The sequence below is a fragment of the Aliiroseovarius sp. F20344 genome, from assembly GCF_023016155.1.
In the GTDB taxonomy this organism is placed as follows: domain Bacteria; phylum Pseudomonadota; class Alphaproteobacteria; order Rhodobacterales; family Rhodobacteraceae; genus Aliiroseovarius.
Map to the genome: position 1 here is coordinate 757,706 of NZ_JALKBG010000008.1, position 25,071 is coordinate 782,776.

27 protein-coding genes and 1 tRNA gene are annotated in these 25,071 nt (G+C 57.8%); 11 read left to right on the top strand and 17 right to left on the bottom strand.

Going from position 1 to position 25,071, the window contains the following annotated elements; genetic code table 11:
• Window positions 1-31: 31 nt before the first annotated feature.
• Both trpD and MWU55_RS12675 read right to left on the bottom strand, forming a co-directional pair.
• The gene (gene trpD / locus MWU55_RS12670; protein WP_246936531.1) at window positions 32-1,048 is read right to left on the bottom strand and encodes an anthranilate phosphoribosyltransferase; all 1,017 of its coding nucleotides are present in this window, start codon (window positions 1,046-1,048) and stop codon (window positions 32-34) included.
• The gene (locus tag MWU55_RS12675) at window positions 1,045-1,626 is read right to left on the bottom strand and encodes an aminodeoxychorismate/anthranilate synthase component II (RefSeq protein WP_246936532.1); all 582 of its coding nucleotides are present in this window, start codon (window positions 1,624-1,626) and stop codon (window positions 1,045-1,047) included. Before MWU55_RS12675 ends, trpD begins: the two co-directional genes overlap by 4 nt.
• Window positions 1,627-1,755: 129 nt before the next feature.
• On the opposite strand from MWU55_RS12675, the gene MWU55_RS12680 reads away from it, so the two are divergent.
• On the top strand, window positions 1,756-3,048 hold the full coding sequence (locus tag MWU55_RS12680) for a divergent polysaccharide deacetylase family protein (RefSeq protein ID WP_246936533.1): 1,293 nt from the start codon (window positions 1,756-1,758) through the stop codon (window positions 3,046-3,048).
• A 2-nt stretch (window positions 3,049-3,050) separates the two neighbouring features.
• Here the strand turns inward: MWU55_RS12680 and MWU55_RS12685 are convergent, their stop codons facing one another.
• The 5 genes from MWU55_RS12685 to MWU55_RS12705 form a co-directional block, all read right to left on the bottom strand.
• Window positions 3,051-3,476, bottom strand: a complete 426-nt coding sequence (locus MWU55_RS12685) for a cupin domain-containing protein (RefSeq protein WP_246936534.1) — start codon at window positions 3,474-3,476, stop codon at window positions 3,051-3,053.
• 7 nt (window positions 3,477-3,483) lie between these two features.
• On the bottom strand, window positions 3,484-4,260 hold the full coding sequence (locus MWU55_RS12690; RefSeq protein ID WP_246936535.1) for a hypothetical protein: 777 nt from the start codon (window positions 4,258-4,260) through the stop codon (window positions 3,484-3,486).
• A 133-nt stretch (window positions 4,261-4,393) separates the two neighbouring features.
• Window positions 4,394-5,668, bottom strand: a complete 1,275-nt coding sequence (gene eno / locus MWU55_RS12695) for a phosphopyruvate hydratase (protein WP_246936536.1) — start codon at window positions 5,666-5,668, stop codon at window positions 4,394-4,396.
• An 83-nt stretch (window positions 5,669-5,751) separates the two neighbouring features.
• Complete coding sequence (locus MWU55_RS12700) at window positions 5,752-6,624, bottom strand: DMT family transporter (RefSeq protein ID WP_246936537.1); 873 nt, start codon at window positions 6,622-6,624, stop codon at window positions 5,752-5,754.
• A 102-nt stretch (window positions 6,625-6,726) separates the two neighbouring features.
• On the bottom strand, window positions 6,727-7,143 hold the full coding sequence (locus tag MWU55_RS12705; RefSeq protein ID WP_246936538.1) for a Fur family transcriptional regulator: 417 nt from the start codon (window positions 7,141-7,143) through the stop codon (window positions 6,727-6,729).
• Between the two features lie 169 nt (window positions 7,144-7,312).
• Between MWU55_RS12705 and MWU55_RS12710 the strand changes: the two genes are divergently transcribed.
• Window positions 7,313-7,975, top strand: a complete 663-nt coding sequence (locus MWU55_RS12710; protein ID WP_246936539.1) for a TetR/AcrR family transcriptional regulator — start codon at window positions 7,313-7,315, stop codon at window positions 7,973-7,975.
• Here MWU55_RS12710 and MWU55_RS12715 read toward each other — a convergent pair.
• The 6 genes from MWU55_RS12715 to xth form a co-directional block, all read right to left on the bottom strand.
• Window positions 7,965-8,801, bottom strand: a complete 837-nt coding sequence (locus MWU55_RS12715) for a PhzF family phenazine biosynthesis protein (protein ID WP_246936540.1) — start codon at window positions 8,799-8,801, stop codon at window positions 7,965-7,967. The genes MWU55_RS12710 and MWU55_RS12715 overlap by 11 nt on opposite strands.
• Window positions 8,801-10,063, bottom strand: coding sequence for a sodium:proton antiporter (locus tag MWU55_RS12720; protein ID WP_246936541.1), 1,263 nt, complete (start codon window positions 10,061-10,063; stop codon window positions 8,801-8,803). The genes MWU55_RS12715 and MWU55_RS12720 overlap by 1 nt, the downstream gene beginning before the upstream one ends.
• A gap of 90 nt (window positions 10,064-10,153) precedes the next feature.
• Window positions 10,154-10,837 carry an endonuclease/exonuclease/phosphatase family protein gene (locus tag MWU55_RS12725; protein WP_246936542.1) on the bottom strand — a complete coding sequence of 228 codons (684 nt, stop codon included), beginning with the start codon at window positions 10,835-10,837 and terminating at the stop codon, window positions 10,154-10,156.
• Between the two features lie 24 nt (window positions 10,838-10,861).
• Window positions 10,862-11,308, bottom strand: a complete 447-nt coding sequence (locus tag MWU55_RS12730) for a GNAT family N-acetyltransferase (protein WP_246936543.1) — start codon at window positions 11,306-11,308, stop codon at window positions 10,862-10,864.
• A complete protein-coding gene (locus MWU55_RS12735) occupies window positions 11,305-12,243 on the bottom strand; it encodes a nucleoside hydrolase (protein ID WP_246936544.1) in 939 nt (312 codons plus the stop codon). The genes MWU55_RS12730 and MWU55_RS12735 overlap by 4 nt, the downstream gene beginning before the upstream one ends.
• Before the next feature lie 9 nt (window positions 12,244-12,252).
• A complete protein-coding gene (xth, locus tag MWU55_RS12740; protein ID WP_246936545.1) occupies window positions 12,253-13,032 on the bottom strand; it encodes an exodeoxyribonuclease III in 780 nt (259 codons plus the stop codon).
• 156 nt (window positions 13,033-13,188) lie between these two features.
• On the opposite strand from xth, the gene MWU55_RS12745 reads away from it, so the two are divergent.
• Entirely contained in the window at window positions 13,189-13,887 is a 699-nt protein-coding gene (locus MWU55_RS12745; RefSeq protein ID WP_246936546.1) for a head GIN domain-containing protein, read from the top strand.
• On the opposite strand, the gene MWU55_RS12750 is transcribed toward MWU55_RS12745, so the two are convergent.
• Entirely contained in the window at window positions 13,878-15,068 is a 1,191-nt protein-coding gene (locus tag MWU55_RS12750) for an NAD(P)/FAD-dependent oxidoreductase (RefSeq protein WP_246936547.1), read from the bottom strand. The two genes, MWU55_RS12745 and MWU55_RS12750, sit on opposite strands and share 10 nt — an antisense overlap.
• A 141-nt stretch (window positions 15,069-15,209) precedes the next feature.
• Here MWU55_RS12750 and MWU55_RS12755 point away from each other — a divergent pair, with 141 nt between their 5' ends.
• Window positions 15,210-15,626, top strand: a complete 417-nt coding sequence (locus MWU55_RS12755) for a hypothetical protein (protein ID WP_246936549.1) — start codon at window positions 15,210-15,212, stop codon at window positions 15,624-15,626.
• A gap of 3 nt (window positions 15,627-15,629) precedes the next feature.
• Here MWU55_RS12755 and MWU55_RS12760 read toward each other — a convergent pair whose 3' ends face one another.
• On the bottom strand, window positions 15,630-15,953 hold the full coding sequence (locus tag MWU55_RS12760; protein WP_246937909.1) for an iron-sulfur cluster assembly accessory protein: 324 nt from the start codon (window positions 15,951-15,953) through the stop codon (window positions 15,630-15,632).
• 140 nt (window positions 15,954-16,093) lie between these two features.
• Here MWU55_RS12760 and MWU55_RS12765 point away from each other — a divergent pair, with 140 nt between their 5' ends.
• The 7 genes from MWU55_RS12765 (at window position 16,094) to MWU55_RS12795 (ending at window position 23,718) form a co-directional block, all read left to right on the top strand.
• Window positions 16,094-17,236, top strand: coding sequence for a deoxyguanosinetriphosphate triphosphohydrolase (locus tag MWU55_RS12765; protein WP_246937911.1), 1,143 nt, complete (start codon window positions 16,094-16,096; stop codon window positions 17,234-17,236).
• Window positions 17,237-17,378: 142 nt separating this feature from the next.
• Complete coding sequence (argS, locus tag MWU55_RS12770) at window positions 17,379-19,100, top strand: arginine--tRNA ligase (RefSeq protein ID WP_246936551.1); 1,722 nt, start codon at window positions 17,379-17,381, stop codon at window positions 19,098-19,100.
• Window positions 19,101-19,200: 100 nt separating this feature from the next.
• The gene (locus MWU55_RS12775; protein ID WP_246936553.1) at window positions 19,201-20,373 is read left to right on the top strand and encodes an SPOR domain-containing protein; all 1,173 of its coding nucleotides are present in this window, start codon (window positions 19,201-19,203) and stop codon (window positions 20,371-20,373) included.
• Between the two features lie 2 nt (window positions 20,374-20,375).
• Window positions 20,376-21,407, top strand: coding sequence for a glycoside hydrolase family 3 N-terminal domain-containing protein (locus tag MWU55_RS12780; protein WP_246936555.1), 1,032 nt, complete (start codon window positions 20,376-20,378; stop codon window positions 21,405-21,407).
• A complete protein-coding gene (locus MWU55_RS12785; RefSeq protein WP_246936557.1) occupies window positions 21,394-22,188 on the top strand; it encodes a ScpA family protein in 795 nt (264 codons plus the stop codon). Before MWU55_RS12780 ends, MWU55_RS12785 begins: the two co-directional genes overlap by 14 nt.
• On the top strand, window positions 22,178-22,867 hold the full coding sequence (scpB, locus tag MWU55_RS12790; RefSeq protein ID WP_246936559.1) for an SMC-Scp complex subunit ScpB: 690 nt from the start codon (window positions 22,178-22,180) through the stop codon (window positions 22,865-22,867). Before MWU55_RS12785 ends, scpB begins: the two co-directional genes overlap by 11 nt.
• A gap of 71 nt (window positions 22,868-22,938) precedes the next feature.
• Window positions 22,939-23,718, top strand: a complete 780-nt coding sequence (locus MWU55_RS12795; RefSeq protein ID WP_246936561.1) for a formate/nitrite transporter family protein — start codon at window positions 22,939-22,941, stop codon at window positions 23,716-23,718.
• Window positions 23,719-23,736: 18 nt separating this feature from the next.
• On the opposite strand, the gene MWU55_RS12800 is transcribed toward MWU55_RS12795, so the two are convergent.
• Window positions 23,737-24,810 (bottom strand): 2'-deoxycytidine 5'-triphosphate deaminase, encoded by a 1,074-nt coding sequence (locus MWU55_RS12800; protein WP_246936563.1) that lies wholly within the window; start codon window positions 24,808-24,810, stop codon window positions 23,737-23,739.
• 85 nt (window positions 24,811-24,895) lie between these two features.
• Window positions 24,896-24,972 (bottom strand) — tRNA-Pro (locus MWU55_RS12805).
• Window positions 24,973-25,071: the final 99 nt, after the last annotated feature.

Genomic DNA, 25,071 nt, shown 5'->3' on the forward strand with positions numbered 1-25,071 from the left:
GGGTTTAAGTCCTTGAAGGGGTAGGAGCAAGTCAGGCCGCCGATGTCAGAGCCGCCAGAGCTTCGATCTTGGCTTTGGCAGCCCCGCTGTCGATGCTTTCGGACGCCATTTCGACGCCAGCTTTCAGATCATCCACCTTATCAGCAACGATCAGAGCCGCGGCAGCGTTCAGAAGAACGGCATCACGATAGGCCGATGCTTCACCGGCCAGCAATGCCCGGAACGCGACTGCGTTCTCAGCGGGATCTCCGCCCAAGATCGAGGCCAGCTTGTGAACGGGCAAACCTGCATCCTCTGGATGGATTTCGCGCGCGTGGATTTTACCACCCTCAACTGCAGCTACAGAAGTCGGGCCAGTGATCGAGATTTCGTCCATCCCATCAGCGCCGTGGACCAGCCAAGCCTTCTCGGACCCCAGTGATTGCAGGGTTTCTGCCATCGGAAAGATCAGGTCAGCCGCAAAAGCGCCGGTCAGTTGGCGTTTGGCCCCGGCGGGGTTGGTCAGCGGGCCAAGGATGTTGAAGATTGTTTTGCACCCCAGTTCCTGACGCACCGGCATGACGTGTTTCATCGCGGGGTGATGCATCGGGGCCATCATGAAGCCGATGCCGACCTCGTTTATGGCACGTTCAGCCACGTCTGCGCCAACCATCACGTTCACGCCCATCTCGGTCAAAGCGTCAGCCGCGCCCGATTTCGAAGACAGGTTGCGGTTGCCGTGCTTTGCGACCGTGACACCAGCGCCTGCCACGACGAAGGCCGTTGCGGTCGAGATGTTGAGCGTGCCCATCCCGTCGCCACCCGTGCCAACGATGTCCATCGCGCCGTCGGGGGCGTTCACCTTGGCGCATTTCGCGCGCATGACCGCCGCAGCCGCCGCGTATTCCGCCACGCTTTCTCCACGTGCACGCATAGCCGCCAAAAGCGCGCCGATTTGCGCCGAGGTTGCGCGGCCCTCGAACAGCTCTTCAAAGGCAGTCTCGGCTTGAGCGCGCGACAGAGGGCCTTCGGTGGCAGCGTAAATCAGGGGCTTCATAGCGTCGCTCATGCGGGCACCTTTGTTTTCTTCAAGAAGTTATCAAGCATCGCGTGGCCATGTTCCGACCGTATGCTTTCGGGGTGAAACTGCACGCCTTCGATCTCAAGTTCTTTGTGGCGCAGTCCCATGATCAGCCCATTGTCGAGCTCGGCGGTGATCTCAAGACAGTCGGGCAGGGTGGCGCGATCTACGACAAGCGAATGATAGCGCGTCGCTTGCAGTGGTGACGGCAGACCTTCAAACACGCCTTTGCCTTCGTGGCGGACCTCTCCCATTTTACCGTGGACGATTTCCGGAGCGCGGATCACATCACCGCCAAATGCCTCGCCAATGGTTTGATGGCCAAGGCATACGCCGAATAGGGGGATCTTTGCTTCTGCGGCAGCCATGGTCAGCGGGAGACAGATGCCCGCTTGTGCTGGGTCACACGGGCCCGGAGACAACACGATGCCTTCTGCGCCCATGCCCATCGCCTCTTGCACATCCAGCGCATCATTGCGGCGCACAACCACGTCGGCCCCAAGCTCGCCAAAGTAATGGACGAGGTTGTAGGTGAAGCTGTCATAGTTATCGATCAACAGGATCATCTTGCGGCCTTTCGCCAAAGTTGTATCAGAAGGGGTTACGAACGGCCCTTGTCGGGCTATACATGGTCCAGGCAAGCGCCGAGGGTCAAGAGCGGCGCGGTATCAATCGAGTATTTGGGGGTAACAGCCATGGCAAAAGGCTTCCTTTCAGGTGTTATTATGGGCGGCGTTGTGTCGGTTTTGGGTTTGGCGGTTGTGTCACCCATGTTACCGCCGATTAAATCGGCCCCGATGAATGAGGCTGTGGTCGAGACACTTTCTGACACCACCGAACCCGCTGTGGATACGCCGTTGGTCGAGGAAAGCTCGGAAATGACTGACGCAGCACCCGCAACGGAAGCGGTGGACGAAGCACCAGCAATCGATCCAGACGACGCGGCATCGGAAACTGAAGCCGCTCCAGTCGACGAACCATCTAGTGCCGAGCCATCTGCCCCGATGACAGCCGATGACAGTGGCTCTGTGCAAGACCCCGCGACTACACCCACACCCGAAACGCCTGAGGCCGATACGCCGCCAGACGCCACCCCGGATGCTGATGCGCCTGAGGTATCTCAAAGCGAACAAGGCGGATTCGGAACCGCCGTTACGCCGATTGATGACCGTGCAACCGGCGTGACCACAAACCGTCTTCCCAGCATTGATGGTGACGCTGAGGACCCGGAAGCGGTGACGCAGGTCGAACCCGAAGACGGAACCATACCAGAAGCGGCCCCTGAAGTGTCGCAAAGTGATTTTTCGAACTCCCCGTTGGCGATCGAACGGAATTCCGTGCCCCATCCTGCCACAGACGGGCGCCCGCTGATGGCGATTGTGCTGAAGGATATGGGCGAAGCGCGCAACGAATTGCAGGGGGTCGACAATCTTCCCTTCACAATCAGTGTTATTGTGGACGTCAACGCGCCTGATCTAGACGACGCCATCGCCTTCTACCGCGAGGCAGGGGCTGAAATCCTCATCCAAGCTGATCTTCCAGCCGGCTCGACCCCAACCGATGCCGAGGTGAATTTCCAAGTGCAGCAACCCAATCTGAATAAAGGTGCGGCGGTCTTTATGAAACCTGAAAGTGGGTTCCAGACCAACGCACCTTTGTCGCGCCAAATCGCCGAAATTCTTGTGACGTCCGGCCATGGTTTGGTGACACGACCTGAGGGACTGAACACTGGCCACAAAAACGCGCTGAAGATTGGTGTGCCATCTGGGCTGGTTTTCCGTGACCTTGATGGAAACGGACAAGACAGCAAGATGATCCGCCGCTTTATGGATAACGCCGCATTTAAAGCCAGCTTGGAAAACGGTGTGATCCTGATGGGACGCGCTGTGCCCGAGACGATGGCCGCCCTTATCGAATGGAACCTCGGAAATCGCGCGAATTCAGTTGCGTTGGTGCCTGTGTCGACAGTGCTTCTGGGCGGAACCTGATGTCAGCCACGCGGGATGTCAAAACCCTGTGGTGCCAGCGTGAAGCCGTCGAACTGAAAGCCCGGAGATACCGTGCAGCTGACCAGAGTGTAAGCTCCGGTCGAGCGCGCCGCTTGCCAATGATCCTTGGGGACAATGATCTGCGGGGCCTGACCTTTCGCTAAATCGGGCCCAAGCTGATGATCTATTGCTGGGCCCTGATCGCTGTCCGCCATCGATAAAATCAACGGCGCGCCGGAGTGATACAGCCAGATCTCGGTCGCATCGACCCTATGCCAGTGGCTGCACTCACCCTCTTTCAATAGGAAATAGATGCAGGTGCCTGTGGGACGACCTTCGCTGTTCGTATCCACCCAGGTCTGCCGATAATGACCGCCTTCGGGATGTGGCGTGAGGTTCAATTGGGCGATGATCTGGTCTGGGGTCATGACGTACTCATGATTGTCTCAGGCTTGATTTGAGTTCAACTAGGGATTTGCCCAGTCGAAATGGGGCCGCGAAGCTGACCATACAAAGCGCGATCACCTGCCAGATCAGGATGCCGGAATGTTGTTGCAGATATTCCCATTCGTCCTTCAATGAGCCGACCTCGGACACCAAATCTTCGTACGCGCGTGCCAAAACGTTAAAATCCCCGACCACCTCGGGTCGGGTTGGAGTAAGTGCGGTGGCGGCAGCACTAGTTTTCTCGTCTTGCGCTGCAAAGACAAGGAAACGTTCGATGCTGAAGGAATCAGCCTGATCCCGCATTTGCTGCATCTCGGCCTCGCGAGAGGAAGCGTGTTCTCCGAATAGAAAGCTTAAGCCCGCAAGAGGCGCGACGGATTGAGTAACTTCAATGAACAGAGGGAGATCGGCATTGGCCGCAGTTGAGGCCGAAAGGAACTCGATCTTTTCGCACAGCGTCAACAAATGTGGGTCCGAGGCCTCTTCGCAATATCGCAGCCGAAATCGAGCTGCGTCCCCATCAAAGGCCCGCGTGACCGCATAGGCCACGTCAATTTGTCGATCAAGTCGCGAGCTGTCAGATGTGTACAGCCCGGCGATGATGGCGATCAGCGCACCAACCCCACCTAGCAGGACCCAGACCAAATCGGCCAGCTTCCAAGCCTTGTCTCCGGGTGGTTTGCGAAACAGGAACAGCGTGCCGACCGCGCCGACCCCGAAAAGCAGCAACATGAAGTGAACTTGATAGTGTGCGATATGAGCCATGGAGGAAGTTTAGGCGCTCTGGCCGAGGCCGCAACAGGGATGACAAACTTGTCATGTTGAAGACCAAGGTGAAGGGCCAACGAAGAAGGCCGGGGATATCCCCGGCCTTCTTTTTTCGCTAGCGGCGGTTGCTTTACTTCAGGATCGAACGCCCAGCATACTCTGCCGTCGCGCCCAGGCTTTCCTCAATGCGGATCAGCTGATTGTATTTCGCGAGCCGGTCCGAACGGGCCAGCGAGCCGGTTTTGATTTGGCCACAGTTGGTGGCCACGGCGAGGTCGGCGATGGTGGCGTCCTCGGTCTCGCCCGAACGGTGCGACATGACGTTGGTCATGCGTGCGCGGTGGGCCATGTCGACGGCTTTCAGTGTTTCCGAAAGCGACCCGATCTGGTTCACCTTCACCAACATCGAGTTGGCGGCGCCCTTTTCGATGCCCATCGCCAGACGGGCCGGGTTGGTCACGAACAGATCGTCGCCCACCAGCTGCACCTTGTCGCCGATGGCTTTGGTCAGGGCCACCCAGCCGTCCCAATCGTCTTCGTCCATGCCGTCTTCGATCGAGATGATCGGATAGTCGTTACACAGGGCTTTCAGGTAGTCAGCGTTTTCTTCCGATGTCAGCGATTTGCCTTCGCCCGACAGAACGTATTTGCCGTCCTTGTAGTACTCGGTCGCGGCGCAATCGAGCGCCAGATAGATGTCCTCGCCCGGTTTGTAGCCCGCCTTTTCGATCGACTTCATGATGAAATCCAGCGCGTCACGGGTCGATGCGATGTTGGGCGCAAAGCCACCCTCATCCCCAATGCCGGTGGACAGGCCTGCGGCAGTCAGCTCTTTTTTCAGGGTGTGGAAGACTTCAGCGCCCATGCGCACGGCGTCGCGGATGTTTTCGGCCGCGACCGGCATGATCATGAATTCCTGAATGTCGATCGGGTTATCGGCATGTTCACCGCCATTGATGATGTTCATCATCGGAACCGGCAGAACGCGGGCCGATGCGCCGCCCACATAGCGATAAAGGGGCAGGGCGGATGCGTCAGCAGCGGCTTTGGCCACGGCCAGCGATACGCCCAGAATTGCGTTTGCGCCAAGGCGGGCTTTGTTGGGGGTGCCGTCGAGTTCACACATGGCGGCGTCGATGGCTTCCTGCTCGGTCGCGTCATAGCCGACCAAAGCGTCCGCGATTTCACCGTTTACCGCTTCGACTGCGGCCAGAACACCTTTGCCAAGATAGCGCGATTTGTCGCCATCACGCTTTTCGACCGCTTCATGCGCGCCGGTCGAGGCACCCGACGGAACTGCAGCGCGGCCAAGTGTGCCGTCTTCCAGGATCACGTCCACCTCAACGGTGGGGTTGCCCCGGCTGTCCAGAATCTCGCGTGCAAAAATATCGACGATGGTGCTCATGTTAGCGCTCCCAATAAGAAGAAAACTTCAGTTGAGGCGTCTTTAGCGCGTTCGGCGCGTTACGACAACAGGGCAGGGGTATGTTAGCGCGCGCGGGCCCTCTGTTCGCGCAAGAACATGTAGATTCCGGTGCCAATCACGATGGTTGCACCCAGATAGGTCCAGTGATCTGGGCGTTCGGCAAAGATGAGCACGCCAAGGATCATCGAAAAAATCAGGCGCATATAGCGAAACGGCATGATGATGGATGTCTCGGCTATCCGCATCGCCTGCACAATGGCGTAATAGCCCGACACGCCACAGATCACAGCGCCAAGGATATAAGTCCATTCCACGCCTGCAGGCATCACGAAGGGATCATTGATGGGCGCAAGGATCAGGCCCGCGGGAATGACAGATGCAAAGCCATAGAAGGCCACGCTCAGCGACGGGATGGATGGATCCATCTGACGGGTCAATAGATCGCGTAGGGCGATGCCAAACACAGCGGCAATGGGTAAAAGAGCGGCCAGTTGGAAGCTTTCACCACCTGGACGAATGATAATCAACACACCGATGAAGCCAATGATAATCGCGCTCCAACGGCGCCAACCTACCTGTTCGCCCAGAAACAGGGCAGCCCCTGCGGTGATCGCAAGCGGCGTGGCTTGAAACACCGCAGCAACTGTCGAGAGGGGAACAAGGGAGAGCGCTGTGATGAAGAACATGGCGGACACGGCCTCGGACGCATTTCGCCACAGCATGATAGGCGATCGCATGTCGCGATGAACCAAAGGCGCAAGCGTTCCGCGCTGCATATAGGTCATGATGGCAAAGGAGATCATCCCGCCCGCACCAAGGAACAGAAGCACTTCCGACACCGGGATGCCACGCGACATCGATTTGATAAACGCATCTTCCCCGGCGAAAACTGCCATCGAGAAAATCACAAAGATGATGCCACGAATATTTTGCATTGAAGGTCCCATTCACGCGTCAGGCGACAGAAACCGATAAACGGGCGCGCGACAAGACAGTTTTTTAGGATGGGTCGGATCACGGAACGTGATGGGAAGGCGTCAGTCCTTTTTGCGCACGCCGTACAGCTCCAGCCGGTGGCCCTTCAATTCAAAGCCAAGCTTTGTTGCGATCTTTTCCTGAAGCGCCTCAATCTCGGGGTCTAGAAACTCGATGACCTCACCGGTTGCCAAGTCAATCAGGTGGTCGTGGTGATCACGGTCCGCACTTTCGTACCGCGCGCGTCCGTCGCCGAATTCGTTCTTGACCAAAATGCCGGCTTCTTCAAACAGCTTCACGGTACGATAGACGGTCGCGAGCGAAATGCGGTTGTCCACGGCGGCAGCGCGGGCGTGCAGGCCTTCGACGTCGGGGTGGTCATGGTGGGCATCTTCCAGCACACGCGCAATCACACGGCGCTGCTCGGTCATACGCAGCCCCATGTCTTCACAGCGTTTTATGATGGATGCGCCTGACATCTGATCCTCGGTCCTTTGTGCTTCGCCTCTTATGCCGCGAAAAGATCGGCAGGCAAAGGGGTGACGTTAAATCCGGCTGTCGGGGATTACATTCAAATGAGTTTGCACTAGAAATGGTTGGGATCGTCACCCGGGTGGCGGCGCAACCGGGGTGACAAGGCGGCATTACGTGACAGCTGATCAAAACATCAAACGCGCACGGTCTGACGCGCAGAAGGCCGAACGTCAGGCCGCAATTCTGTCGGCGGCGCGTGATATGATTGATGAGGACGGGTTTGATCGCGTCACGATGAGCGCCTTGGCCAAACGCGCCGGATTGGCGAAGGGAACGCTCTATCTCTATGTGCGGTCGAAAGAAGAGCTGTTTCTTCTGTTGTTCGTCCAGGCGATGGAGCGGGTTGTGAGCCGCTTCAAAACCGAAACGCGACCCGGCAGCAATGCGGCGCAGATCGCGAAAGGTATCGCGAAACAGGCGCAAACAACGCCGCTGTTCCTGCCGATGTTTGCGCGTTTGGTGGCTATGATTGAATCGAACGTGGCGGACGAGCCTTTGTTCGCGGCGAAACGTCAAATGATGGTCCTAAGTGCGGAATGGGCCACGCATTTGGCGCATGTCACGGGGGTCGCGCCAGATCGGATCGAACCACTGGCACATGCGATCATGATGGCCATGCAAGGGGCGGCGCAGTTTGATCTGTCATCGCAACGTGACCCCACAGACTTGCCTGAAGACATTCGTGATGCCTTTTCGCGCTACGCATTTTCACCCAGCTTTGAACCCTCAGCCCGCTTGTTGCTCGAGGCCGCAATGGCTAAAGCGCCTAGCGAATAAGCTGACCAGACATCATGCGAACGGCCGATCCGGCCACGGTGACTTTCCCCGGTTCCGCCTGCAACTCGATTTGCGACGGACGCCCCATGTCATATCCTTGATGGATGATAAGGTTTTGCGGAGCATCACGGTCTTCACATAAAAGCGCCGCCAGAGGGGCCGCAGCCGAACCTGTCGCAGGATCTTCGGGAATGCCATCCAAGGGCGCGAACATGCGGGCGTGAATTGTACCGTCGGGGTCTTCCACCCACGCATAAACCGCGAAGTCGTGAGTGCCGGGGAACAGCTGTGTGCCTTCACGCATGGCGTCCGTGTTGGGCGTCAGGGCCGAGAGCGTGTCGCGACTGTCCAGTTGAGCGTAGACAAAATCCCCACCTAGCGAGGCGATTTCCGGCTGCTCAACGATGTTCTCAGCAGTGCACCCAATGGCGCGGGCCACAAGTTCGGGCGCGGGTTTTCCTTTGCGCTCCAACGGCACCTCGGTCACGAAGCTGGCCTGTCCCGCCGCCGCAGTCGCGGGCAGAGGGCCGACACCCAGCTCAAGCACCATATCCGGGCCATGCCCCATTTCAGCAAGCATCACCGCTGTGCCAATGGTGGGATGCCCCGCAAAGGGCAACTCCCGGTTGGGCGTGAAGATGCGAATGCGCGCGGTGTGATTGGGATCTTCCGGGGGCAGCACAAACGTCGTTTCCGAGAAATTGAATTCCCGCGCGATCGTTTGCATCTGGGTGTCCGTTAAACCCGTGCCATCTGGAATGATAGCCAGCTGATTGCCGCCATAAGGCGTATCCGTAAACACATCATAGACGGCGTAATCTCGCATCACATCAGCTCCGGTTCGCGGCCGATCCGTTTTGCCATGGGGGCAACCGTCAGCCCTTGCACGATGATCGAGAAGATCACGACGATATAGGTTGCGGTTAGGATCAGCGGTTTCCATTCACTGTCGGGCAGGGACAAGGCCAGTGCAACCGAAATCCCGCCTTTCAAGCCGCCCCAGGTCATGATCGGGATCACCCCTTTCGAGAAGCTGCGGAAGGGTTTGAGCAGTATCACAGGCACGGCTACGGCGGTCAAACGAGCAACCAGAGCCAGCGCGATTGCCATTGTGCCGGCCATCACCGCGTCCATGGTGAAGGCAACCGCGAAAACCTCGAACCCGATCATCAGGAACAGAACGGCGTTTAGGATTTCGTCAATCAGTTTCCAGAACGCGTCCACATAGTTGCGGGTCTCTTCGCTCATCCCGTGTTTTGCGCCCACGTCGCCGATCAGAAGGCCAGCACAAACCGCCATGATTGGGGCCGAGAAATGCAGCGCCGCGGCCAAAGAATAGCCACCGAAGGCAAGGCCAAGGGTCAGAAGCACTTCAAGCGAGTAATCGTCAATCAGGCGCATGATGCGGAAGGTCAGCCAGCCAAGGGCAACACCCAGAATGGCACCGCCAAAGGCTTCCTGCAGGAACAGAATGACCGCGCCCATAGCCGCGCTTTCTTCATGCCCGCTGCCATGGCTGCCGTGATGTGGAAAGGCCAACCCGACCAGCACAAGAAAGACCACATAGCCCACGCCATCGTTGAACAGGCTTTCGCCCGCGATCTTGGTTTCCAGCGATTTCTGCAGATTGGCTTCGCGCAGGACACCCAGAACGGCCACAGGGTCTGTGGGGGTGATCAGTGACCCAAAGACCAGTGCGATCAAGATCGGCATGCCGGTGATCCAGCTGAAACCAACCCCAACCACAACGGTGGAAAGGGCGACGCCCATTGTGGCCATCAGAAACACCAACCGCCACTGCTCGCGCAGGTCCGAAATTTTGACGTGTAGCGCCCCAGCAAACAGCAAAAGACCCAACATGCCCTCAAGCAGAGCATCCGAGAAGTCGATGCTGGTTACTTGCGTGCGCACCTGATCGGCGACGCCCAGTCCGGGGGCAACCAGATCCAGCACCAAGATCGCAATCGAAGCCGCAAGCGATACAACCAGAATGCCGATGGCTGATGGCAGTTTTAGAAACAGGTAGTTGATGGCGCCAAATAAGCCGGCAAGTACAATTAAAAGCGAAGCAATTTGTAAAAAAGTCATGGTTGATCCCGTGTGATCTGTCGTCGCGTTGATGTGCCTCATAACATGCACGTCGCGTGTGACAAACCTTGGAAAATGCGACCGATTTACTCAGTCTGGGATACGCAGCTTGGCCCAAACGGGAAGATGGTCGGATGCGATGCGGGCCAGCCTAGACTGATCAACACCTGCGTCGCGCAACTCGACCCCTTCAGAAGTTGCAATTCGGTCCAGTGCCGCCATTGGCCGCGAGGCATGATAGGACCGCCCCGGTGAATGGATATCGAAATGCACTTCCAAAGGTTCAAATCCACGGCGTGGGGACCATTCGTTGAAATCGCCAAGAATGACGGTCGGCAGCTCGATATGATCGAAATGCCCCGCCAGCGCACGCATTTGCTGGTGGCGATAGGGGCGCAGCAGTCCCAGATGGGTGCCGATCACCTGCATCTTGCCTTCAATGCCTACAGACACGGCGCCGCGCGGCTCCAGCCCCGGCAGCTCGACCGTGTGCGCATCGTGGAATGTCAGCCCTTTGCGCACCAGAACAGCATTGCCATGGCTCCCTAAAGACAGCCCGTTCGAGGCAAAGGGAACGGGTATGAAATCCGTTTCGCCTTCGATCATCTTGAAAGGCAACGCGGTGGGGCGTGGTCCCAAACGCCGGTCGGCCTCTTGCAGGACAATTACATCAGCATTCAGGTCGTTCAGCACATGCAAAATGCGATGTGGATCGCGTCTGCGGTCAAGCCCAATGGCTTTGCGCATATTGTAGGTTGCGATTTTCAGGTCCATGTCGAAAGTGCTGTGTGGCGAAGGTCAGAACAGATGCGTCATCAGATGATAGCGATTTCGCGACTGAAAGCCCATGCGTTCATAAAGCGCACGGGCACGCTCATTGTCGCTGTCGACCTCAAGATGCATGGCTTTAATTCCCTGACCTGACAGGGCGCGGACCAATGCGGCCAGGGCTTCCGACCCCATGCCGCGCCCGCGCACTTTCTCGCGCACGTATAGCTCGTCCAGAAACACGTCGATCCCGCCGAACTCAATCGACCAGCCGAAGCTGACCGCCACATATCCGACCGGAGCAACGCGCGGTCCAATCATCCAGATCGCGCCATGCGGGGATCCCTCAAGCAAGGGCAACAAAGCGCCTCGGCGCGTGTCGTCGTCCTGTTCGATCCCTTCTTCGGCGTGAAATCCCGCCACAAGCGGCATAAGCCGATCCAGATCTTCCGGTGTTGCAAGGCGAAGGCTGCTCATAGGCGGGCGATCCTTTTGGTGAGAAGGTCAAAAAAGCCATCAGCATCAAGATCGCCAATGAACAGGGCGTTTGGTTGGGCATCCGTGACACCCCACCAGTCTGCAACCGTCATGCCCATCGTCAGTTCAGATCCGGTTTCGATCTGGACGTTCACATGCCGACCTGAAAACAGATCGGGTTGGATCAGATAGGCAATCACGGTTGGATCATGCAAAGGCGCGCCTTCGGATCCGTATTTATGGATGTCGAACCGTTCGAAGAAATCCGTCATCTCGGCCACCGCGTGGCCGACGTCTCCGGGCAGGGCGCGGAAAGCGTCGTTGCGCGGTTTGGTGACCAGCGCTTTGTGGGTCACATCCAGCGGCATGACCACAAGCGGCACACCGGAGCGAAAGACGATATCCGCGGCCTGCGGGTCCACGTAGATGTTGAATTCTGCCGCCGGGGTGACATTGCCCACCTCGAAATAAGCGCCACCCATCAGGACGATTTCCTGCACACGGTTCACGATGTCCGGAGCACGCTCGAAAGCTGTGGCGATGTTTGTCAGCGGCCCGAGCGGGCAGAGCGTGACAGTGCCGGGGCTCTCGGACCGCAGAGTGTCGATGATAAAGTCGACCGCGTGCTGATCTTGCAGTGACATTTTGGGGTCTGGCAGGTCGGGTCCATCCAGCCCGGTTTTCCCATGCACATACTCTGCCGTCACCAGATCGCGCCGCAAGGGGCGATCGCAGCCTGCAAACACAAGGGTCTCGGGCTTGCCCGCCAGTTCACACACGATGCGCGCGTTCTTGGCGGTCAGGGCCAGCGGTACGTTTCCGGCCACTGCGGTGATGCCCAGAACCTGAACATCCTCAGGGCTGGCCAAAGCCAAAAGGATGGCAACGGCATCGTCCTGACCGGGGTCCGTATCGATGATAATTTTACGCGTCATGACAGCCCTTTACGCGGCAAGTTTAATCCAAATCGGAACGTGGTCCGAGGGCTTTTCACGCCCGCGCACCTCTTTGTCGATCTGACAGTCCTCCAGCATGTCCGCGCATTCTGGCGACAAAAGGAAATGGTCGATGCGGATGCCATCATTGCGCTGCCATGATCCGCGTTGGAAATCCCAGAACGAATACTGCTCTGGTGCCTGATTTCGGGCGCGGAACGCTTCGGTTAGGCCAAGGTTCAGGATTTTGCGCCAAGCCTCGCGGCTTTCCGGGCGATAGAGCGCGTCTTCGGTCCAATCCTGCGGACGTGCGGCGTCTTCGGCTTGCGGAATGATGTTGTAATCCCCCGCCATCAGGAAGGGCATTTCTTCTGCCAGTAGTTCCTCAGCGCGAGCGCGCAGCCGCTCCATCCATGCAAGCTTGTAGTCGTATTTCGGACCCGGAACTGGGTTCCCGTTGGGCAGATATAGCCCGCAGATGCGCACCGCGTGATCGCCCACCACGGTGGCCTCAATATAACGCGCCTGTTCATCCTCGTCGTCGCCCGGCAATCCGCGCGTCACATCCTCCAGCGGAAGCTTGGAAAGCAGGGCCACGCCGTTGAAGCTTTTCTGCCCATGGGTTTCAACATTATATCCTTTGTCTTCAAAGACTTCTCGGGGGAAGTTCTCGTCAATCGATTTGATCTCTTGCAAGATCGCCACGTCGGGTTGGGCCTCGTCCAGCCAATCCATAAGTGCGGGAAGACGTGCCTTGATCCCGTTGATGTTGAAGCTGGCGATTTTCATGAGGCCTCCGGATGTCATTCAAACCTATGTAAGGGGCAACAGCCATGATGCACAAGCGCGCATCGGTTCTGTGCTTGGTCGTGGCGGAAATCCGTCGTGGAGGCTTGAATGTAAATCGAATAAACATATGTAAGAGCTGTCCATGGGAGATTTCTGATGAAACACATTTTACTGGCAGGTGGCTTTGCCCTTTCCGCAACCGCAGCCTTCGCCGACACCAAAAACTTTGACGTTAAGCCCTTTGACGAATTGCATGTCAGCACCGGATTGCAGGTCGAGGTGACCGCAGGCGAGGTGTTTCAGGTGCGCGCCGAAGGCAAGTCGCGTGGATTGAAGCGATTGGACGTGACCCAGACCGGAGACATCGTGCGCTTAAGCCAATCCGAAAAAGGGTTGGCGCGGTTTTCACCGTTTCTGAAAATGCAGGATGCGTCGATGACAGTCTATGTCACGTTGCCGGAACTGACCGAGCTTAGAGTGTGGGGTGGATCGCACGTACTGGCAAAGGACAGCCTTGCATCAATACATTTGACTAAGGTTAGCTCTGGATCTGAAGTTGAATTGGAGGGCATCAATTCGTTGAAAGTCACTGTCGATATCAGCTCGGGATCTTCCGCAACGCTTCAGGGAGAGTGCGATCTGTTGATAGCGGAAGCCTCTTCGGGGGCTGATTTGCGTGGCAAAGGATTGAGGTGCGAAACCGCCGTTGCGGAGGCTAATTCTGGCAGTTCTACAACGGTTTACGCAGAGCAGGTTGAAGCGCGCGCGTATACTGGTGGCCACATCAACATCTATGGAGCAACCGAGGTGACAGCAAAAGTCGGTTCCGGCGGTCATGTCGCGCGTCACGACTGAGCGATATGTTGTCCGGCAGCATGGGCGCTGGCCCAAGCCCATTGGAAATTAAACCCGCCCAGCCAGCCGGTCACATCCACGCATTCACCAATGAAATAAAGCCCTGGAACGGTTTTTGACATCATGGATTTGCTGTCCAGCCCTTCGGTGGACACACCACCCAGCGTAACCTCTGCCGTACGGTAGCCTTCCGTGCCGGATGGGGTCAGCTGCCAGTCGGACATTCGCCCAATAAGTGCCTCAAGGGCCGCGTCTGACTGGTCGGCAAGGCGCTGTGTCAGATCAAACTGATCGGCCCATTCTGTGGTCAAATGCTCAACCAAACGCGCGGGCAGGTGGCGTGCAAGCTCGGTCGACAATTGGTGGCGCCCTGCGCTTTGACGCTGCGCGCGCATTTTCTCAAGCAGCCCCATATTGTGGGTCAGGTCGATATGGACGGGCTCCCCCATTTGCCAATAGGACGAGATCTGCAGGATCGCCGGCCCAGACAGACCGCGATGAGTGAAGAGAAGCGCCTCTTCAAAGCTGGCGCGCGAATTCCAGACGCGCACAGGCAAAGACACTCCCGACAGTGCGGAAAAGCGCCCATCGGGGAAGGTGAACGGCACCAACCCCGCATTGGTGTCGATGATTTGATGCCCGAATTGCCGCGCAATATCATAGGCAAAGCCGGTGGCCCCCATCTTTGGGATCGACTTGCCCCCGGTGGCAAGCACAAGGTTTTGGCAGGTGAGCGGCCCGTGCGATGCCTCCAGTGCGAACCCGCCATCAATGCGCGTGACCTTGGTGACGGATGTCGACAGCGCAAGCTCCGCCCCAGCGTCACGTAGGCGAGACGTTAGCATCTCGACAATCTGGGTGGATTTTTCATCACAAAAAAGCTGTCCCAGCGTTTTTTCATGCCATTTGATGCCAGCTTGATCGACCATCTCGATGAAATTCCATTGGGTGAAACGGGCCAGTGCGGATTTGTGGAAGTGCGGATTTTGGCTCAGGAAGTTCTTCGGCTCGGCATACATGTTGGTGAAATTGCAGCGCCCGCCGCCCGAGATGCGAATTTTTTCACCGGGCTTCTTGGCATGGTCAATCACAAGCGTAGCGCCTGCTTTCGCGGCATAGGGCGCCGCAAACAGTCCCGCCGCACCCGCGCCAATGATGATCGTATGCCAATTTGTTTTCATGCGCGCGTCGTAGCCTGTTCAGGGGATAGGGGGAAGAAAAATGCGCTGAGGGGCGATTTTCTGAGGGTCTGGTCAGTGTTTGTTAACTCTGATCCGTCAAGTTTGAGGCAAATCTGACGTTTTACTGGAAGGATCTCTGCTTTGGACCACCTGACCCGTTCGCAATGCCTGCACAGTCTGGACCTGCTGGTCGGGCAAGAAGACGCTTTCGCAAAGGCCTTCTTCCCGCTTCTGTTCCAACGCGCGCCAGAATTACGTGTTCTGTTCCCTAAGGATATTGATGATCCCGCATTGCAACTGAGTGTGATCTACCGGATGGTCGTGGCCTTCGCCGGAAGTGACGTCACTTTGACCGCTGGGCTACGCCTGATCGGGTTTCGCTTGGCCATGCGCGGATTGCATGCGGATCAGGCCAATCTGTTGGCGAACACATTGATTGGCACGCTAAAGCGCCAGCTGGGAAATTCTTGGCAAAGCGATTTCGCCTATGCGTGGCGGATCGCCAAAAAAGACGCGTTAGAGGCTATGGCGCTGGGTGCCGAATTGATGGCCGCCTGAAGATCACATCGAGAATGATGTGCCACATCCGCAAGACGCCGTGGCGTTCGGGTTGTCGATCACAAAACGCGCTCCGATCAGCTCTTCCGTGAAGTCGATCACGGCGTCGGTCAGAAAGGGCAAGGACACTTCGTCCACGACCACTTGCTCGCCGCTGCCTTCAAGAACCAGATCACCTTCGGCCGGATCATCCAACGAGATCTCGTACTGAAAGCCGGAACAGCCGCCGCCTTCGACAGCCACGCGCAACGCTTTGCCCTGCGCGCTTGCGCCGATTTCGGACAGTCGAGCGAAGGCTCGTTCAGTGACTTTGGGGGGCAGGGTCAGGTCCATCGGGAATTCCGTTTCATGTTCACGCCAAAGGGAATATAGGTTGGCCAGACGGGCGCGACAAGACGCCCTGAACATCTGTGATGCAGACGGGACATCTGCATTGCGACAGCGATGACAGGCAGAAAGGGGCAGCCATGCTTGCCAGATTTGCAACCCAACCCGGTGCCAGCCGGGGGCGGCTTCATGCGGAAGGGGAAAGCGAATTTCGCGAGCCCTATCAACGGGATCGCGACCGGATCATCCATTCTTCGGGCTTTCGCAGGCTGAAACACAAAACGCAGGTGTTTGTTGAGCACGAAGGCGACTATTTCCGCACGCGTTTGACACATTCCATCGAGGTGGCGCAGGTCGCGCGTACAATTGCAGGGGCGCTGGGCCTGAATAGTCATCTGACCGAGGCCGTCGCGCTTGCCCATGATCTGGGCCACACGCCGTTTGGTCACACGGGCGAGGATAAGCTGGACGAGCTGATGGCCCCCTATGGAGGGTTTGATCACAACGCGCAGGCGCTGAAGATCGTCACCTCGCTCGAGCGGCACTATGCCAATTGGGACGGGCTGAACCTGACATGGGAAACGCTGGAAGGAATTGCGAAGCATAACGGTCCGGTGACGGGCGATCTGCCCTATGCGCTGGCGGACTATAACGCCGTTCATGATCTGGAATTGTCCACCCATGCAGGCGCTGAGGCGCAAGTGGCCGCTTTGGCCGATGACATCGCGTATAACAATCACGACCTGCATGACGGGTTGCGCGCGGGTCTTTTTACCATGGAAGAGATCGCCGAGCTGCCCATCGTAGGGGCCGCGATTGCCGAAGTGGACGGACTTTATCCCGGGTTGGATGCAGGCCGTCGGCGGCACGAGGCCTTGCGCCGCGTCTTTGGCGTGATGGTTGAAGATGTTCTTGCGACATCTAAAGACCTGCTCACGGAAGCCGATCCACATTCGGTCGAGGATATTCGGGCTTTGGATCACGCGGTCATTCGCTTTTCGCCCGAGTTGTGGAGCGATCTGAAAGTGATCCGCAAGTTTCTGTTTACCCGCATGTATCGCGCTCCGTCCGTGGTGGAAATGCGCACGCAAGTGACCGCAGTGGTGGGGGATTTGTTTGGTCACTTCATGGAACACCCAATGGAGTTGCCCGATGAGTGGTGCCGCGAGATCGAGGCCGCAGACGGAGAGACCGCTTTGGCGCGGCTTGTGTCGGATTACATTGCGGGAATGACAGATCGTTTTGCCCTGCAGGAACACGCGCGTTTGGAGTTGAGCGGGTAGGGGCTTTGCCCCTCTGCGCTGCGCGCATTCACCCTAGGATATTTGCGACAAGAAAATGCGAAGGTGCAGGATCAGCGCCCGCATCGCTTGACCTTTGGGGCGGGGGTGCTAGGAGTGCGCCTGAGAGAAAAGGACCAAACCCATGAACCTGTTTGCCGACATTCGCACGCTTGTGATCGACGCCCTGACCCAGATGGTCAGCGAAGGCGCTTTGCCCGAGGGGCTGAGCTTTGACAACGTGGCTGTCGAACCGCCCCGCGATGCGGCGCATGGGGATATGGCAACCAATGCCGCCATGGTGCTGGCGAAACCTGCCAAGATGAAGCCGCGTGACATTGCAGAGGTGCTGGCCGGCAAACTGGCCGAGGATGCGCGTATTGATGTTGCCGAAGTGGCCGGGCCGGGCTTTTTGAACCTTCGTTTGTCCGCGTCTGTGTGGACGGGGCTGGTTGAAGCGGTTCTTGCGACAGATGGCTATGGCCGGTCGGCTGTGGGCGCTGGGCAGAAGGTAAATGTCGAATATGTCTCGGCGAACCCCACCGGTCCTTTGCATGTCGGGCACACGCGTGGCGCGGTGTTCGGTGATGCGCTGGCGAGCCTTTTGGATTTCGCCGGTCATGATGTGACACGCGAATACTATATCAACGATGGCGGCGCGCAGGTCGATGTGTTGGCGCGGTCGGTTTATCTGCGGTATCTGGAGGCGCACGGCCAAGAGGTTGCGTTCGAAGATGGCACCTATCCTGGCGACTATCTGGTTCCGGTTGGTCAGGCGCTGAAAGCCAAGGTGGGCGATGCCTATATTGGCAAGCCGGAATCCGAATGGCTGGTCGAAATCCGCGAGTTTGCGACAGAGGCGATGATGGATCTGATCCGCGAGGATCTGGCGCAGCTGGGCGTGAAGATGGATGTCTTCTTCTCGGAAAAATCGCTTTATGGCACGGGCCGGATTGAAGGCGCGCTTGAGGCGCTGACCGACAAGGGCTTGATCTATGAAGGCGTGCTTGAGCCGCCCAAGGGAAAGAAGCCCGAAGATTGGGAGCCGCGCGAGCAGACCCTGTTCAAGTCGACCGAGCATGGCGATGACGTGGACCGCCCGGTGAAAAAATCGGACGGCAGCTGGACCTATTTTGCACCCGATATTGCCTATCACTTTGACAAGGTTGAACGGGGCTTTGATGCCCTGATCGACGTGTTTGGCGCGGATCACGGTGGCTATGTCAAACGGATGAAAGCCGCGGTCTCGGCCCTGTCCGATGGCAGGGTACCTCTGGATATTAAGCTGACCCAACTGGTGAAGCTTTATAAGAATGGTGAGCCGTTCAAAATGTCGAAGCGTGCTGGCACCTTCGTCACCCTGCGCGATGTAGTTGATCAGGTGGGCGCGGATGTGACCCGTTTTGTGATGCTGACGCGCAAGAACGATGCGCCATTGGATTTCGATTTCGACAAAGTATTGGAGCAATCCAAGGACAATCCGGTGTTCTATGTGCAATACGCACACGCGCGGGTCCGGTCGGTCATGCGTAAGGCGGAAGAGCAGGGCGTGACCCTGACCAACACCCCGCATTTGCAGGATGAAGCCGAACTGGCCGTTGCTAAGAAACTGGCCGAATGGCCGCGTTTGGTCGAGATCGCCGCGCGCACCCATGAGCCGCATCGGATTGCGTTCTATCTTTATGAATTAGCCTCGGAATTCCACGCTCTGTGGAACCGTGGCAATGACAAGCCCGAGCTGCGTTTCCTTCAGGATGGCAATAATGACTCAACGGCGGCGAAAATTGCCCTACCGCGTGCAGTGGCCGTTGTCATTTCGTCTGGATTGGGTATTTTGGGCGTAACTCCGGCTGAGGAAATGCGCTGATAAAGGTGCCCCGGTCGGGTTCGAGTAGAGCAGTTTGACCGGTGCAGGGTGTGTAGAGAGCCATAAGGCCAAGCCCCTGAAATACCGGGTGTGAGGCAAAATGGCAGAAATGAACTGGGGTCAAGGCACCCCACATCCGGCGTATCAAAACCATCCTGACTATGACCATGCGACCCGTCCTGTGGCCACTCCTGCTGTCGGGTCAGCCTATGTGCATCCGGCGCATGGTGGCCCGGCTCCACATGTGCCTCATGATCAGACCGATCAATATGGGTATGTCCAAGATCCTGCTTATGCCGCGCCAGCTGGTCCCGCTTCTGCCAATGTCAGAGGGGGAATCCTAGTAAACTACGCGGGCGCTGCGGTCTCGCTGGCCCTGATCGTCGGGCTGGGCGTTTGGGGATACAAACTGGCCATGCGCGACGTGACGGGAATTCCGGTTGTGCGCGCCCTTGAAGGTCCAATGCGCGTTCAGCCTGTCAATCCCGGTGGCCAATCGGCGGATCACCAAGGTCTTGCCGTGAATGCTGTTCAGGCTGAAGGCGAGGCCTCGGCCCCTGCTGACCGTTTGGTCTTGGCGCCTGAGCCTGCGTCTCTGTCCATCGAAGAAGACTTGGGCGCGGAAGTTGCCCGGTCTGATACAGATGTAACCGTTCCTGCGGCGGCCATTCAGGCCTATGTCGCCGCGCCCGGAGCAGATACTGATCCGGTCGCCGCTGCGTTGGCGATTGCGGAACAGGTTGCCGCAAATGCGCCCGTTTTGGGCGGAGACACCCCCGCACAACCGACCGAGGTCGTGGCCTCGCTTGCGGCCACACCAGTTCCTGCACCTTCGGTTGTTGAAGAAACTGTCGCCGCCGCTGTGCCCAGCGTGAAAATCATTCCTGCGTCGGTTCCCGGCGTCAGCAAATCTCTGCGTCCTGCGGTTCGGCCTTCGGATCTGAACACCAAGGTCGCAGCAGCACCTGCGCCCAGCACCGCCACAGCGGCCACAAAGGAAGTCGACCCTGCCACTTTGGCAGCTGGAACGCGGCTTGTTCAACTGGGTGCGTTTGACAGCGCCGAGGTTGCCCGCGAACAGTGGGACGCTCTGGCCAGCCGCTTCGAGGATTATATGGGTGGCAAGGCCCGCGTGATCGAGAAAGCCCAGACAGGCGGCAAGACCTTCTATCGCCTGCGCGCGATGGGATTTGCTGATCTGGCAGATGCACGCCGCTTCTGTTCGGTTCTTATGGCGTCTAAGGCCGCCTGTATTCCGGTTGCGACCAGATAGCCATGTCCCGCCAAGGCGCATATGTATTCGGCTGCGAGGGCACCTCCCTTTCCCGCGCCGAGCGTGACTTTTATGAACGCGTGCAGCCTTGGGGATTCATTCTGTTTGCCCGCAATGTTGAAGCGCCGGATCAGTTGCGCGCCTTAACCAGTGAACTTCGCGGCGCGGTTGGGCGTAATGTTCCCATATTTATTGATCAGGAAGGTGGTCGCGTTGCCCGGATGGGCGCGCCCTATTGGCGTGAATGGCTGCCTGCTTTGGATCAGGTGAAGCTCAACCCCAAAGCTTCGGTCCGCAGTCTATACGTGCGTTATCGCCTGATCGCGGATGAGCTTTTGTCTGTCGGCATCGACGGAAACTGTGCGCCTTTGGCGGATATCGCCTCGGCCGATACGCATCCAATTTTGCGCAATCGCTGCTATGGCGAGGACGTTGTTAAAGTGGCGGAACGGGCTGCAAGCGTGGCCCAAGCCCTTCTGGATGGTGGCGTACTGCCCGTTGTCAAACATATCCCCGGCCACGGTCGGTCGACGCTTGATACTCATCTGGAACTTCCACGGGTAAAAACCAAAGCGAAAGAGCTGGGCTGGACAGACTTCATGGCGTTTGAACCGCTTGCAGGTCTCCCGCTGGGCATGTCGGCCCATATCATTTTTGAAGACATTGATCCCGACCATCCCGCGACGCAAAGCCCAGACATGATCGCTCTGATCCGGAATAAGATTGGCTTTGGCGGTCTGTTGATGACCGATGACATAAACATGCAAGCGCTGTCTGGGGCGTTGTCCGTGCGCTCGCGCGCGGCCCTACGGGCCGGATGTGACATCGTTTTGCACTGCAACGGGGTGCTTGAGCAGATGGAAGAGGTCGCAGATGCCTGCGAAGATCTGTCTGGGGATGCACTTTCACGGGCAGAAACTGCGCTTTCGTGGCGCAAACCACCCGTTCCCATTGACATTGACGCTTTGGACGCCGAATTTCAGAGCCTGATGACAGGTCAGGCAGTGAAACAGGCGGGTGATGAGCGAAGCTGAAGAGTTTCAAGAAGATGCGATGTCAGTGTCCGAGCGGATGGCCGCCGAGGCATTGATCGTTGACGTCGAGGGGTTCGAGGGCCCTCTTGACCTTCTGTTGACTCTGTCGCGCACACAGAAAGTGGATTTGCGCAAGATCTCGGTCTTGGAGTTGTCTGTACAGTATCTGGCCTTTGTGGAACGGGCGCGTCATTTGCGCATTGAACTTGCGGCGGACTATCTGGTGATGGCCGCGTGGCTGGCATTCCTGAAGTCCCGACTGCTTTTGCCGCCTGATCCGACCGAAGAAGGCCCGTCCGGCGAAGAGCTTGCAGCCCACCTTGCGTTCCAGCTTGAGCGCCTACAAGGCATGCGCGATGCCGCGGCCAAGCTGATGGCACGCGATCAGTTGGGGCGCGATTTCTTTGCTCGTGGTGTGCCCGAAGATGTGACGCGCGTACGCCGCGTGACCTATACCGCCACGCTTCTGGATCTGATGCAGGGCTACGCCCGGATCCGCACCAAAGATGAGTTTCGACCGTTCGTCATGGACCGTGACGCGGTGATGACGATGGAGCAGGCCCTGGACCGGATGCGTGGTCTGATCGGCTATGCAGGCGACTGGACCGATCTGACATCCTATCTGCCTGAAGGGTGGGAAGTTGAACCCGCCAAACGCCGCTCGGCCATGGCTGCGAACTTCGCGGCCACGTTGGAAATGGCGAAACGTGGTGAACTAGAGCTTAGACAGGGCGAGACATTCTCGCCCATTCAAATCCGCAGGAAATCGAATGACGGATGATGTGATTGGTAACGCGCCCAGTGACGGGCAGGACGAGACGACCGAGCGTGAGGAGAGCCTGTTCGAGGCCCCGCCAATGGGCGAACAAGAACGTATGGTCGAAGCCATCCTGTTTGCGTCGACCGAAGCGGTCAGCGTGAAAGAGCTGGAAGACCGGATGCCGCATGGTTGCGACGCCGCCGAGGCCCTAGTGCATCTGCGCAAACGCTATGAAGGTCGCGGTGTGACAGTTGTCAAAGTGGGTGACGCTTGGGCCATCCGTACCGCGCCTGACCTTGGTTATCTGATGCAGAAAGAAACGGTTGAGCAGCGCAAGCTGAGCCGTGCAGCCATCGAGACATTGGCAATTATCGCCTATCATCAACCGGTTACGCGGGCTGAAATCGAAGAAATCCGCGGCGTATCCGTTAGCCGCGGCACAATTGATCAGCTGATCGAGATGGAGTGGATCCGCTTTGGCCGCCGCCGTATGACACCGGGCCGTCCCGTGACGTTTGTGGTAACTCCGGGCTTCCTTGATCACTTCGGGTTGGAAAGCGCACGCGACCTGCCGGGGCTGAAAGAACTGCGCTCGGCCGGGCTTTTGGAAAGCCGTCCGCCCCCAGGTGCCATGCCTGGCCCCGTCAGCGACGAGGAAGAGGAAAGCGCAGAAGGTCAGTCCGAACTGTTCGAGGACTAAGCCTGTTGCCTTTGACCCGACCGAGGTACTTAAATTAGACGGGTCTGATCTGATCGGCTAACGTCTTTTGTATGAGTGATTCAGATTCCCACGATGCCTATCGCCCGCCTGTAATCGCTGCCTTGATCGAAACTGCGGGCGTGGCCAAGGCGGCCCTTCCTGCAACGCAAATGCTGGTTCTGGCTATTTTGGCCGGGGCTTTCATCGGGTTCGGCGCCGCCGCCTACACAACCGTCATGACCGGTGTCGACATGGGCTATGGTCCGTCGCGCCTTGTGGGTGGAGTTGTGTTTTCTTTGGGGCTGATCCTTGTGATTGTCGGCGGGGCGGAGCTCTTTACAGGAAACGCGCTGATGGTGATGGCTGCGGTGGATCGGAAGATCACGCCGGCGCAGCTGTTTCGAAACTGGGGTATTGTCTATCTGGGCAATCTGATCGGCGCCGTGGGGCTGGGGATCGCTTTCGGGCTGTCCGGGCTTCTGGATGGGGCCGTTGGGGCAACAGCTGTCAAACTGGCCGAGGCAAAGGCAAACCTGCCCATTATGGAAGCTCTGGTCCGGGGCGCGTTATGTAATGCGCTTGTCTGTCTTGCCGTTTGGCTGACATTCGCCGCGCGCAGCGTCACCGGAAAGATCCTTGCTATTCTCTGGCCGATCTCGGGATTTGTGCTGTTGGGATTGGAACACTCGGTGGCCAATATGTTCTTCTTCCCGCAGGGGTGGGCGGCAGGCGTCAATGTGACCGCAGGCGCAGCGCTTTCAAATCTGTTCTACGTGACGATCGGCAACATCATCGGTGGCGCGCTGGGTGTGGCACTGGCCTATCGACTTGCCTATTTGGGACCACGCTAAACTGGCGACTGATGTGCTTTAGCGGAAGTGCTTGGACAGCTTCAGACCTTGGCCCTGATAGTTCGATTTGATGTCGACACCGTAGAGTGCTTCGGGCACTTCGCTCATATTCTCATAGACCAAACGTCCCACAACCTGACCATGCTCAAGCACAAATGGGGCTTCGTGACAGCGCACTTCCAAAACGCCGCGCGAGCCAGAACCCCCAGCCGCATCATAGCCAAAGCCGGGGTCAAAGAAGCCTGCATAATGCACGCGAAACTCGCCCACCATGGCAAGGTACGGGGCCATTTCGGCGGCGCAATCGGGCGGGATGGCGATGGCTTCGCGGCTCACAAGGATATAAAACGCGCCGGGATCAAGGATGATGCGGCCTTCGTTTGTCCGGACCTCTTCCCAGTATTCGGACGGATCGTAATGGGCGAGCTTCGACAGATCCACGACACCCGTGTGACGTTTAGCACGGTAGCCCACCAGATCGCCCTCGGCAGGCTTCAGATCCACCGAAAACCCCAACCCGTCCGAGATCACAGGATCGCCCGAGACGATCGGGCTGCGCTCATGCACGGCGCGCAGCTCGGCATCAGACAGGATGGTCTTTCCTTGCCGGAAAATGATTTGGTTCAGAAGTTGACCGGGCTGCGCCACCACAGAAAAGCTCTGCGGGCACAACTCGGCATAGAGCGGGCCGTCATATCCTTCGGGAACGCGGTCAAATTCGATCCCCTGATCGGTAATCACGCGGGTCATCAGGTCGACACGGCCAATCGAGCTTTTGGCGCTGGCAGCGGCGGTCATGCCTTGGGGCAGGTTTAGGCGCTCCATAAGCGGAATCACATAAACGCAGCCCTTCTCCAGAACTGCGCCCCCGGTCAATGACAGCTCGTGCATTGTCAGTTCGGACAGGCGATCCGCCACAGTGGCGCCTTTGCCAGGAAGGAACGAGGCGCGTACGCGATAAGCCTTTTCACCTAGACGCAGATCCAGCGAGGCAGGCTGAATCTGATCATTGAGAATCGGAGAGGACGCGGAAATTCCACCTTCTGTGATCATCTGTTTGATCTGATGATCCGCCAAGACACCGGATTTCATGGCGTTCCTCCTTCGCCGCAGGCCGAAAATGGACCTGTTAGATACAAAAACACCCGCCCGAAAGCCGGGCGGGCGGTTTTTGAATTGGTCGGGCTAGCAGGACTCGAACCTGCGACCTTCCGTCCCCCAGACGGACGCGCTACCAGGCTGCGCCATAGCCCGACTGAGGCTCTTACATAGTGATTTTCACGGGCAGGGCAAGCGAGAAAAGCCGCGAAATCGTGCATTCTTTCCGATGAAATATCCAAGTATCTGAATCGG